The 12,775-nt window shown below is 37.6% G+C and carries 11 protein-coding genes; 1 reads left to right on the top strand and 10 read right to left on the bottom strand.

Features of this window, described 5'->3' with window-relative positions:
- Nucleotides 1-14: 14 nt before the first annotated feature.
- The 3 genes from FEZ08_RS10515 to FEZ08_RS10505 form a co-directional block, all read right to left on the bottom strand.
- Nucleotides 15-1,277, bottom strand: coding sequence for a MucBP domain-containing protein (locus FEZ08_RS10515; protein ID WP_138192144.1), 1,263 nt, complete (start codon nucleotides 1,275-1,277; stop codon nucleotides 15-17).
- A 187-nt stretch (nucleotides 1,278-1,464) separates the two neighbouring features.
- Entirely contained in the window at nucleotides 1,465-2,436 is a 972-nt protein-coding gene (locus FEZ08_RS10510; RefSeq protein ID WP_138192223.1) for an alpha/beta hydrolase, read from the bottom strand.
- A 19-nt stretch (nucleotides 2,437-2,455) separates the two neighbouring features.
- Complete coding sequence (locus FEZ08_RS10505) at nucleotides 2,456-3,025, bottom strand: acyltransferase (protein WP_138192142.1); 570 nt, start codon at nucleotides 3,023-3,025, stop codon at nucleotides 2,456-2,458.
- 131 nt (nucleotides 3,026-3,156) lie between these two features.
- Between FEZ08_RS10505 and FEZ08_RS10500 the strand changes: the two genes are divergently transcribed.
- Entirely contained in the window at nucleotides 3,157-4,032 is an 876-nt protein-coding gene (locus FEZ08_RS10500) for a LysR family transcriptional regulator (RefSeq protein WP_138192140.1), read from the top strand.
- Between the two features lie 144 nt (nucleotides 4,033-4,176).
- Here the strand turns inward: FEZ08_RS10500 and guaA are convergent, their stop codons facing one another.
- The 7 genes from guaA to FEZ08_RS10465 form a co-directional block, all read right to left on the bottom strand.
- Entirely contained in the window at nucleotides 4,177-5,712 is a 1,536-nt protein-coding gene (gene guaA, locus FEZ08_RS10495; protein WP_138192138.1) for a glutamine-hydrolyzing GMP synthase, read from the bottom strand.
- Nucleotides 5,713-5,798: 86 nt separating this feature from the next.
- Nucleotides 5,799-7,259, bottom strand: coding sequence for an IMP dehydrogenase (gene guaB / locus FEZ08_RS10490; RefSeq protein ID WP_138192221.1), 1,461 nt, complete (start codon nucleotides 7,257-7,259; stop codon nucleotides 5,799-5,801).
- Nucleotides 7,260-7,374: 115 nt separating this feature from the next.
- Nucleotides 7,375-8,463 (bottom strand): M42 family metallopeptidase, encoded by a 1,089-nt coding sequence (locus tag FEZ08_RS10485; protein ID WP_138192136.1) that lies wholly within the window; start codon nucleotides 8,461-8,463, stop codon nucleotides 7,375-7,377.
- 138 nt (nucleotides 8,464-8,601) lie between these two features.
- Nucleotides 8,602-9,717 carry a glycerophosphoryl diester phosphodiesterase membrane domain-containing protein gene (locus tag FEZ08_RS10480; RefSeq protein WP_138192134.1) on the bottom strand — a complete coding sequence of 372 codons (1,116 nt, stop codon included), beginning with the start codon at nucleotides 9,715-9,717 and terminating at the stop codon, nucleotides 8,602-8,604.
- A gap of 59 nt (nucleotides 9,718-9,776) precedes the next feature.
- The gene (locus FEZ08_RS10475) at nucleotides 9,777-10,661 is read right to left on the bottom strand and encodes an SMP-30/gluconolactonase/LRE family protein (RefSeq protein ID WP_138192132.1); all 885 of its coding nucleotides are present in this window, start codon (nucleotides 10,659-10,661) and stop codon (nucleotides 9,777-9,779) included.
- A 75-nt stretch (nucleotides 10,662-10,736) separates the two neighbouring features.
- On the bottom strand, nucleotides 10,737-11,621 hold the full coding sequence (murQ, locus tag FEZ08_RS10470) for an N-acetylmuramic acid 6-phosphate etherase (protein ID WP_138192130.1): 885 nt from the start codon (nucleotides 11,619-11,621) through the stop codon (nucleotides 10,737-10,739).
- A 102-nt stretch (nucleotides 11,622-11,723) separates the two neighbouring features.
- Entirely contained in the window at nucleotides 11,724-12,578 is an 855-nt protein-coding gene (locus tag FEZ08_RS10465; RefSeq protein WP_171015041.1) for a MurR/RpiR family transcriptional regulator, read from the bottom strand.
- Nucleotides 12,579-12,775 lie beyond the last annotated feature (197 nt).

The following is a 12,775-nucleotide window of genomic DNA, read 5'->3' as shown; positions in this document are numbered from 1 at the left end:
CGCTTTTATCAAAATTATTTCCGTTTAAAATACATTATTGCTAATACCGCTCCGGCAATAATAAATGTTCCTGCCCCAGAAACTATATTAAAATCATGATTGTTTCCGGTATTTGGTAACATCCCGATTTCACTGTTAGTTGCCGCTTCCGGTTCATAAATATATGAAACCTGTTGCGGTTCAGCTGCATAAATACCTTCGGCATTCCCCTCAACTGTTTTCAATGTCCAACCACTAAAAGTCCTAGCATCGGTTTTATAGGTAGCACCAACAACATCGCTCAATATTATTGCGTCACACAAAGCATTACCATCAATATCTTTATAATTGACTGTTACTTCTCCATTAACTGGCTTATCTACTTTTTGGTATGTATACGTAACCGTTTGTTCTTGATCACTTAATGTACCGCTGGTATTATCAGTTGTTTCAATTAGCTGATAGCCATCTATATCTTTGGCAATAGTATTGTATGTTTCATTGACTAGCTGCTCACCATTTCCATTAATAATGCTGTCATCAGCTATTGTATTACCGAATTGATCAACATAGTGAACCATAACCGGTTTAGCAGCAACTTCAAAACGTAAATAAGTTATAAAGTCGACCCCGGATACTCCAGAGTAATGTTGCAAACCATAACTCTTAATTACATATGAAAATGTTTTACTCTCTCCCGGTGCCAAAGTACCCATGTCAAAAGCAATAACAGTATCGTCTGGACTTTCGCTGGCTAACTGACGTACAACCGGTACGCTTTGTGACCAATCTGCAAGTTCTCCCTGTTGATAAACTAAATCATCGATAAAATACTCACTGTTTTTCAAGTCTTTCCGCAATGGATAATTCAGCGATACAATATCACTATCATAAGAATTAATAAACGCACCATTGCTTACATAATTATCAAAAAGAAATTTATTTGATTCACTATTCCAATTAGCCGGATAACCAATACCAACATAACTTGTATTGTCAGTATCATTCAAACCATACGCATAATAATATGGAAGATATAATTGTGCTTTCATTGTAGAATTACTAGTATTGACAATGGTTGACGTTTTGGTTAGCAACATGTACTTATATTGCTTATTGAAATATGATGAACCGGTATGAGTAAACGTACCATAACCATTTAGATCAGAAGTACCCTTATCAATTAATCGAAGTGAATCAGTCATATCATATTCGTGTTCCGATATCGCATAAACTTGTGCCTGCAATCCAACAAACACTAAAATTACCGAAACAAGCGTTAACATAATTTTTTTCATTACTTATTCCCCCGCAGAATATATTTTTTGTTACTAAGTAATTATACGTGTTTCAATTCAATCAAAACAATGCTTTTACATAAAGTTCACAATTTTTATCTTACTTTCATAAAACTAAAAAAGCCCTTAAAACAAGGGCTTTTTACATATATAATTATTTAATATTGGATATATGCACTACTCCTGATTAAATATTATCCTCAAAAAATTTCTGTATTTTATCAAAGGGAATAATATCCATTTTATCATACAAGTCCGTATGATTAGCATTTGGTATAATTAAAAGTTCTTTATTATCTCCTGTTAATTTTTTGAACGCGTCTTGACTAAAATATAAAGAATGAGCTTTTTCTCCATGAACAAGCAAGCATGCACTCCTGATTTCATCAGCATATTGTAGAATAGGCATATTCATAAAAGAAAGTGTAGAAGTAATATTCCAGCCATTATTAGAATTCAACGATCTTTCATGATATCCTCTTGATGTTTTATAATACGCATAATAATCTTTTACAAATTGAGGGGCGTCATCAGGAAGCGGATCAACAACTCCTCCAGCTAAGTCATAATAACCATTTTTGTAATCCAGTGTTCTTTGTATATTCAAACTCTGACGAATTTGATACCTACCCTCTGCATCTAGAGAATCATTATATCCCTGTGCCTTAGATCTCGTCATATCATACATAGTAGAAGCAACTGTTGCTTTTATTCTTGTATCCATTGCAGCAGCATTAAGAGCCATACCACCCCAGCCACAGATCCCAATAATGCCAATTTTCTCACTATCTACATTATCTTGAACAGACAAAAAATCAACTGCTGCTGAGAAATCTTCTGTATTAATATCTGGCGAAGCAACATACCTTGGTTGACCACCACTTTCACCCGTATAAGATGGGTCAAATGCCAAAGCAAGAAATCCCCGCATTGCCATTTCTTGTGCATATTTTCCTGATGATTGCTCTTTGACAGCACCAAAAGGTCCGGAAACAGCAATAGCCGGTAATTTCCCGGTATATTCTTTTGGTTCATATAAATCTGCTGCAAGTGTTATACCATAGCGATTTACAAAAGTAATTTTTCTATGACTTACTTGATTGCTCTTTTCAAAAGTTTTATCCCATTGACTTATTAAATTTAATTGTTCTGATTGCATCATTTTTTTCACCCGCCAATTATTCTTCAATTCTTTTGATAAATTTCGCCGGAATTCCGCCGACAACAGTGTTTTTATCTACACTTTTAGTAACTACTGCACCTGCTGCCACTATGGCATTCTCACCAATTTCCACGCCTTGGCAAATTGTTACATTGGCTCCTATCCAGACATTCTTACCAATCTTAACAGGTTTTGGAATAATATTACCTCTGTATTTCGGTCTCATATTATGATTGAGTGTAGCAATCACTACATTATGCCCAATAAGTGTGCCATCACCAATTTCAATACCTCCCTGGTCTTGAAACATACAAGCTGCATTTATAAAAACATTTTTACCAATTTTTATGTTTTTTCCGCAATCTGTATAAAATGGCGGAAACAAAGCAAAACTTTCATCGATTGTTCTTCCAGTAAGTTTTTCCATGAGAAGCCTTATTTCATCACCTGTATGATATTGATTATTTAGTTCCATTGTAACTCTAAGCGCTTCTTGAGACAGCCCATGCATAAATTGATGCTCCTCTGATCCTGCAACAACTTCTTTGCCACTATCCATGATTTCTAAAAAGTTCGTTAAATCCATTTTATCGCCTCCTTTAATTATATTATATGTTCACAAACTATAGATAGCAAATATCTATAATCTATTTCAAGATATTCCTTTTATCTATTTTATGTTATAATACCTTTATATAAATTAGGAGGTTTATTCGAATGGAGATTAGAGTTTTAAATTATTTTGTAGAAACCGCTCGCCAAAAAAGCATGACAAAAGCAGCAAAAAAATTACATGTAACCCAACCAACACTATCAAAACAACTAAAAGACTTAGAGCATGAATTGGGGCAAAAATTATTCAAACGCTCCAATTACAATATAAATTTAACTCCGGAAGGAGAAATATTATATAAAAGAGCAGTAGATATCCTTACCATCGCAGATAAAACAAAAGCTGAATTTAAATCAATGAACGACTTTAATGGTGGTGATTTGCATATCGGTTGTGCCGAATCCTATGGAATAACAATTATTGCGAAAGCGTTAAAATCATTAACTAGAAAATATCCTAACATTAAATTCCACCTTTACAGTGGCAATTTTCAAACAGTCACTGAACAGCTAAATAATGGCCTTTTAGATTTTTCTATAACAGTACAAAACATAGATACTTCTGCATTTAATTCATTACGTCTGCCCTATACTGATACATGGGGAATTTTAATGCGAAAAGACAGCCTCTTAGCAAAAAAAAACACAATTAGTATACAAGACATTTCAAAGTTGTCGCTAATTATTTCTAGACAAGGATTTTCTGATGAAATGCCCAATGAGTTAAAAAATATGCAATCAAAAATGAATATCACCGGAACATATGACCTACTTTACAATGCGAGCCTTTTTGTAAGTGAGGGCTTAGGCTATGCTCTCTGTTTTAATAACTTGATAGACACAAGCTCAGAAAGTGATCTGATTTTCAAAGAAATAACCCCAACAATTTCGTCTCCAATGAAAGTAATCTGGCCAAGTAACCAAATGTTATCACAGTCAGCTGAATTGTTTCTGAAAGAACTGAAAAATAACACGCTATAATCTTAAACACTCTTGTCACCTTACATATTCCTATCCCATTTTTTATGTTTAACACTAATGGCATAAAACAAAAAAAGCCAGCAGAATATAAATTCTGCTGGCTTTAATATTCTTCTTTAAAAATAGCCTACAATAACAATTATATTACTCCCACTCAATCGTTGCCGGCGGTTTCGAAGTAATATCGTAGACGACACGATTGACGTGCTTCACTTCATTAACAATACGCACCGACACTGCCTGTAAAACATCCCAAGGGACACGGGCAAAATCAGCAGTCATACCATCAATTGAAGTAACTGCCCGGATACCAACAGTGTAATCATATGTGCGCTCATCACCCATAACTCCAACACTCTTCAAATTAGTTAATACCGTAAAGTATTGCCAAATTTCACGTTCAAGACCAGCTTTAGCAACCTCTTCACGTAAAATCCAGTCACTCTCACGCACAATATGCAATTTCTCTTCAGTTACATCGCCAATAACCCGAATACCAAGTCCTGGACCGGGGAACGGTTGACGCCATACCATATCTTCAGCAATCCCCAGCTCGATACCAAGTGCGCGTACCTCATCCTTGAACAAAGTCTTTACCGGCTCAATTAAAGCAAACTGCATATCTTCCGGCAACCCGCCAACATTATGATGCGACTTAATCGTCTGTGCCGTTGCTGTCCCGCTTTCAATAATATCCGTATATAAAGTTCCCTGTGCTAAAAACTTCACATCAGTCAACTTCTTAGACTCATCCTCAAACACACGAATGAACTCTTCACCAATAATCTTCCGCTTCGCCTCCGGCTCGCTCACACCCGCAAGCTTATTTAAGAACCGCTCACGCGCATCAATACGCAAAATATGCATATTGAACTCATTCTCAAGCATATCCATAACCATGTCGCCTTCATTTTTACGCAACAATCCATGATCAACAAACATACAAACCAACTGATCTCCGATTGCCCGATGCAATAAGGTAGCAACTACACTGGAATCAACACCACCACTCAATGCACAAAGCACTTTATCACTACCAACCTCAGCACGAATATTCGCAACCTGCTCATCAATAAAATTCTTCATTGACCAATCAGCAACGGCACCACAAATATCAAATACAAACTTACCTAAAATAGCGATGCCATGTTCAGAATGACGAACCTCAGGATGAAACTGCAACCCATAAAAATTACGTCGCTCATCACTCATTGCTACAATTGGGCAAGACTCTGAAACTGCATCAATAGTAAATCCTTCCGGTGCCTTGGTAGCGTGATAGCCATGACTCATCCACACTGTCTGCTCATGTGCTAATCCCTTAAATAAAGGTGACTCATGGATAACTCTGATTCGTGCCATACCATACTCACGATTCACTGCCCGTTCAACCTCACCACCAAAATGATGAGCCATTAATTGCAACCCATAACAAATTCCAAGAATTGGAATTCCTAACTCAAAAATAGCCGGATCACACATCAATGCATCCTTATCAGTAATCACGTCCGGACCACCGGAAAAAATAATTCCCCGCACATTACCACGGTCCAAAATCTCTCTAGCTGTGGTAGTCGGTGGCAGCAACTCACTGTACACACCAAAATCCCGAATCCTCCGTGCTATAAGCTGATTATACTGACTCCCAAAATCCAAAACCAGAATACTATCATGTTTCATATAAAATTAGTTCTCCTTACTTATTTTTATTTTTAAAAGCTGGAATGAAGGCAAGCGACAACGCTTGCCTTCATTCAAAGAGTTTCCTACTTCTGATAATTTGGCGCCTCTTTAGTAATCTGAATATCATGCGGATGGCTTTCTTTTAACCCAGCACCAGTGATGCGAATAAATTTGCCATTCTCCTGCAAATCAGCAATAGTAGCCGTTCCGCAATAACCCATCCCGGAACGTAAACCACCAATCAACTGATACACGATATCTTCAAGTTTTCCTTTATAAGGCACGCGCCCCTCAATACCTTCCGGCACCAATTTCTTCGCCTCATTTGAACTTTGGAAATAACGATCCTTACTGCCTCGCGCCATTGCTGCAAGACTACCCATACCAACGTACACCTTATACTTTCGGCCATCATAGATAACCTCTTCGCCAGGTGCTTCCTCAGCTCCGGCCAATAAACCGCCAAGCATGACACAATCTGCTCCGGCAGCCAAAGCTTTCACAATGTCACCTGAAAGCTTAATACCACCATCAGCAATAACGCCAACACCTTTTGGCTTAGCAACCTGCACAACATCATTAACCGCTGTCAATTGTGGCATGCCAACTCCGGCAACAACCCGCGTCGTACAAATTGATCCCGGACCAACGCCAACTTTCACCGCATCAGCTCCGGCAGCAATTAAATCTTCTGCCGCTGCAGCAGTAACAATATTACCGGCAATAACATCTAAATCTGGATACGTTGTCTTAATAAGCTTCACTGTATCTAAAATACCTTGCGAATGCCCATGAGCTGAATCAATAGTAATAATATCAACCCCGGCTGCAACTAATGCCGCTACCCGCTCCAATACATCTCCAGACGCACCAACAGCAGCACCAACACGTAAGCGCCCTTGCTCATCCTTACAAGCATTCGGATAATTCAAAGCACTATCAATATCTTTAATAGTAATTAAACCTTTAAGCACATTGTTTTCATCTACAATCGGCAACTTCTCAATCCGGTGCTCAAGCAAAATTGCTTTCGCATCCTCAATCGTCGTTCCCACTGCCGCCGTAATAAGATTATCTTTAGTCATAAATTCACTAACCGGTGTTTCATCAATTTGACGATATTTCAAGTCACGGTTAGTAATAATTCCGATTAATACTTCATTTTCATCAATAACCGGAAGTCCAGAAATCTTATAAGTACGTAATATTGCATCGGCATCGGCAAGTGTCGAATCCTTAGATAAAGTAATCGGATTAGTAATCATACCGCTCTCATTCCGTTTTACCATATCTACTTGCTTCGCTTGCTCTTCAATACTCATATTCTTATGAATGATAGCCAACCCGCCTTGACGAGCCAAGGCAATTGCCAGTGCTGCCTCAGTAACCGTATCCATTGCCGCTGACAACATAGGAATATTTAAACGAATTTTTTTCGTTAACTGAGTGTGCAATAAAACCTCATTGGGCAATACTTGTGATTTTTGCGGAACCAACAAAACATCATCAAAAGTATATCCTTCTTTTAAAACTTTACCATTCATTGTATCCATTTTTAGCATCTCTCCTTAATAAAAATTATCGCTTATATTTGACAAAAAAGCTTGCTGTGCTCAACTTCATTATCAAGTCTTCCACGGCTAAGCTTTTTTATTTAAATTATTTACCGTAAGTAATCGTTTCAACGGTTTTATTATCCAATCGCTCAATTGCTGCAACAATTAATTTAACTGCATTATCAATATCGTCTTGGTGAATTATTGAAACATTTGAATGAATATAACGTGAGGGAATTGAAACATTAATAGTTGGTGTTCCTTCATGAATCATATGAATTTTAGCTCCGTCAGTTGCTCCGCCAGCCATTGAATCATATTGATAAGGAATATTAAGCTCATCAGCAATATTCTCAACAAATTCGCGCAATGCTTTATGACCGATCATTCCAGCGTCAAACAATCCTAAAGCTGGACCACCGCCAAGTTTGCTCAATACGTTTTCTTCAGTAACGCCTAAAGATTGTGAAATACAAACATCTACAGCAAACCCAATATCCGGTTGGATTTTATAGCTACTCGTTTGTGCACCACGACATCCAACTTCTTCTTGTACTGTACCTACACCATAAACAGTACCATCAACTTTTTTATCTTTCAGTTGCTCTAAAACTAAAGCTGCAACAGCACAACCAACACGATTATCCCATGCTTTGGCCAATAAATATTTCTCATTAGCCATTTTCATGCTCTCGCAATATGGTGTAATTGTATCTCCAGGACGAATGCCCAAAGCGGCAACTTCTTCCTTGCTGTCAACACCAAGATCAATATACATATCTTTAATGTCCGCTGGTTTATTGCGCTCATCTGCAGGTAAGATATGTGGCGGCTTGCTGCCGATAACGCCAACAAACTTTTTACCATCACGGTTAGTAACAGTAACTCGTTGAGACAACATATTTTGTCCCCACCAGCCACCGAGTGTTTGGAATTTAATATAGCCACCATCGGTAATACGAGTAACCATAAAGCCAATTTCATCAAGATGTCCGGCAACCATAATTTTCGGACCATTTTCAGCTCCGTTTTGCACTGCAATCAGCGATCCTAAACGGTCAACTTCAACCTTGTCTGCTAAAGGCTTAACAAAACGTTGCATAACATCGCGAGCCTCTTTCTCATTACCACTCGGGGCATCAGCCATTGTTAAATCATACATTAACTGCCACTGTTTATCCATACTGCACATACGCTCCTCTATTTAAATTTAAATTATCTTTATTATACGCTTTTCGAGCGCCAACCACAAGTTTTTTATAACATTTTTATAAAAGCTAAGAAAAGAGCGTGCCCAATCGCACGCTCTTTTCAAAATTCACTCAAAAAGTTATTTTTCTTCATCATATACAGGTTCATCATGCATTGTATCTGCATCAAACTCTGGATCGTCTTCTTCTGTTTGGAAGTCATTCTCAAACATCGGTTCACCTTCAGGACTAATAGTCATATCTTCATGAGTTTTAGGAATGTCATTAGTATTCATATTGACAGCCTCCTCTCTTGTTACTTCCGGTGTAACAGGCGGTACCACTGGTGCCGCAGCTTGCGGTGCAACTGGTTGTTGCGGTTGCGGCGGAACCGGCTGTTGCGGATTGTTTGCATAGTAATTTGCTTGGTTAGCTTGATTTTGGTTATTTAAATCTTTTAAATAACCATACATATAAATATTAATTGGCAACATATAATATACCAATATTGCCGCGCCAAAAGAAATCAATATCCCAAAAATTATACCGAATATTGCTCCTAAAACCGGACTAATAAGTGCCGGAATCAGAATAAGGAATACTCCAATAAACGAAATACCTACTGCAATTGCTCCGATAATTAATTCAAGAACAATAAAGCGACCTACATACTGCCATAAATAATCTTTAGTTGTATTCCAGCTTTCTCCGATTGCTTCACCAGGCCCTTTACCATCAATCAGAATTGCAGGTAATACAAAAGCTAACTTAGCATTCAAAAGCAAAATAGCAAACTGCAACCCAATTGCTGCAAATGGTGCCAAAATAATTGTAAAAACTGAAAGCATAACTAGCAATCCGCCTACAATACCAACACCAAAATTAATCAGTCCGACCAAAACAATACCGCCAAGCGCTGGCCAAAAACGTTTACTGCCAGCTTTAATTGCCTGACCGAAGCTTAACTCCGGATAATATACCTGCATCACAAGACCAGACATAAACAATGTTGAGAGTGCAAAAAGCCCCAAAATAACTATAAAGTAAAGTAATAACATTGGCAAAATTGCTAACGGATTTCTGGTCATAGCAATAACTATGCCAAATAGTCCAAAGACTAAACCAATCAGCACCCCAATTCCTACAAAAATAGCGACTGAAGCGATTATATACTTAACATGTTTTTTGAAAAGTTCCCATGACTTAGCAAAATACTCTCCGAATGACATCATTGGTTGTTTTAAAAATGGATTCATAATCGTTCCTCCTTTACTCTTATAATTATACTAGATAGATTCACATTTGCACAGTAATCTTACTTAAATGTTAGCCAATGGTCGTGTAAACGTGCCATTGGCAACCCTTTTACCTGAGTTTTTAAACAATAAATCTGTCCGCCAACAACATCTTGCTCATCTTCCTGTGCCGTAGTTATAAACAAAGTTTGTAAATCATCGCCACCAAAAGTACAGCTAGTTACATTCTTTGCCGGAACCGCAATACTTTCAAGCATCTCACCCGTCATTGGATTCCAAACGCTCACTTGACCTCCAGCCCAATGTCCAATCCACAAGTGACCTTGACTATCTACACAAAGCCCATCCGGCTTACCTATGTCTAAACCGTTGAAATCAACACAAACACGTTGGTTGCTGATTGTTGAAGTTGCGACATCAAAATCATAGGCAAACACTTGTAATAAAGTCGTATCTGTATGATAAAAAGTTTTACCATCAGGACTCCAACCAAGACCATTGGAATTATGAACACCGCTTACCTTCAACTCAACTCGCTGATCATCATAAAAACAATAGAGCGCTGCTGTTGGTGTCCGCTTTGCAGAAATTGTACCAGCCCAGAAATTCCCATCCGGACCAACCTTGCCATCATTAAAACGATTATCAACAATACCGGCCTCTGGATCAAGCAAATTAGATAAATTACCACCTACTAAATCAAACAACTGCGCACCATGCGGTGTCACCCCAACAACATAGCTATCATCAACAGCAAAAGCAAGTGCGGTAACCATTTCCTCGGCCTGAACAGTAGTAATACTATTATCAGCTTGCTGCCAATAATTCACTGTATTGTGCGTTGCATCAATAAAATACAACCGCCGCTCACGTTCATTCCACTGCGGTCCCTCAGTTAAGCCAAACTGATACCCCTTACTCAATAACTCTACTTGCTTACTCATAGATAAATCCCTCCTGAATACTAATAGATTTATTATACTACGAGCGTACAAAAAAAAGAAGCAGATTACCTGCTTCTACTTAACTGCCATCCTTACAAATCCATTGCTGTTTTTTAAACGAACTTGTGCTTCTTCATAATTACAATTAGCCAAAATCATGACAATTGCATCCTTTACTTTTCCTTTAGCTGCTTCTAAAACTTGTTCAGCTTGCTCATATGATACTCCGGTTGCCTCAGTAATAATATGTTTTGACCGCTCAACCAATTTTTCATTTGTTGGCTGAACATCAACCATCAGATTACCAAAAACCTTACCAATCCCAACCATTGATGCCGTGGAAATCATGTTCAATACAAGCTTCTGAGCTGTTCCAGCCTTCAATCTTGTCGAACCGGTCAAAATTTCCGGTCCGCAATCAACTTCAATAGCAATATCAGCATGATCAGAAATCTTAGCATTAGGGTTGGCACTGAAAGCCACTGCATACGCACCAATCTCGCGAGTATATTCCAAACCACCAATTACATATGGTGTCCGCCCACTTGCTGCAATACCTATAACAACATCTTTATCTGATAAACGAATACTTTTCAAATCATCGACTGCAAGGGTCATTGAATCCTCAGCACCCTCAATTGCCTTTACAAAAGCCTCTTCACCACCTGCGATTAAACCTATCACTTCATCAGTAGTACCAAATGTCGGTGGACACTCAGCAGCATCTAGAACACCCAAACGACCACTAGTACCGGCACCAATATAAATGATTCTACCACTATTCTGTAATCGACTAACAGTTACTTGAACAACCTCACCAATAATTGGTAACACTTTTTGAATTGCAACAGGCACACTTTGGTCTTCCTCATTCATGACCTTTAATAAACTCAAAACATCCATCTGATCTAAGTTATAAGTTTTCTCATTACGTTTCTCTGTAACTAATGATTCAATCATAGTTTCAACTCCTCAAGCTTTCTTCTCATTCATTATCACATATTTAAAAAAGAATAACCATGAAATCGAGTAACTTAGAAATTTTATTTCACATTCAGGAAATTATCCCCGCCGTGACTTGGTTTTTTCAATATGAGTTTTTGCTAAAGATTCAAGAGTAGCCTCATAATGTAAGTTAGAATATGCAGTATAAAGAACGTCAATCACATTCAACATTGTAATCCGCGAGGAAATTGCCGCACTCCTAAAAATAGTCTCCCGGGCACTTACAAAAATAGATTCATCCGCTAAACGCATCAAATCATTATCCGTGCTGCTAGTAACTGAAACAATCATTGTGCCGTTTTTTGATAACACCTCAGCAAGCTCCAACAATTCCTTTGTCTGACCTGAATATGAAAAAATAATCGCTAAATGCTCTTCATCAGAATTTTGTGCTTGAATATATTGTTGATCTGACAAGGCATAAGTAGCCGAATTCTTACCAACACGCAAGAACTTATAATTTGCATCCAAAGCAACAAAGTGTGAAGCTCCTACACCATAAATATCAATAATTTTAGCCTTATCGATAGCAGCAACAACACGCTCTAAAACCTGATCATCTAATAGAATCTTTGCCTCTTTTAAAGAATCAATATTAATATCAGTAATCATTTGAATAATAGAATCTAAAGAATCATCCGGTTTAATCTGCCGATTTTCCTTTATATGTAAACTATTCTTTGTAAAAGTATTTAATTCACTTGCTAATTGTACTTTAAATTCAGGAAATCCCTTAATACCAATGCGCTTACAAAGTCGTACAACAGTAGAAGCACTTGTATATGTTCGCTTAGCTAACTGTGAGCATGATAAAGTCAATACTTCTTTTGGATGCCCAATAATATATTGAGCTACATTCAACTCAGCAGGAGATAAAGTACGTGCATCACGTAATTGTACAATTAAACTCATATACATCACCTATATTCCTTATTTCTATCTTTATTATAAGCTTAAATGTAAAATATTTTCAACTATATGCATTAAACAGAAATAATATTTCATAAAAAAAAAAATATATCATTTTTTGGCAACAAAAAAGGAACAGACATGAATGCTGCTCCAAGGAATGTTGATGAAAATAAAAAAAGCCCGGCGACGTCTTACTC

This window comes from Culicoidibacter larvae (genome assembly GCF_005771635.1).
Classification (GTDB): domain Bacteria; phylum Bacillota_I; class Bacilli_A; order Culicoidibacterales; family Culicoidibacteraceae; genus Culicoidibacter; species Culicoidibacter larvae.
Note: the sequence above shows the minus strand (reverse complement) of the source record. Positions and strands in the feature narration are given on the sequence as shown.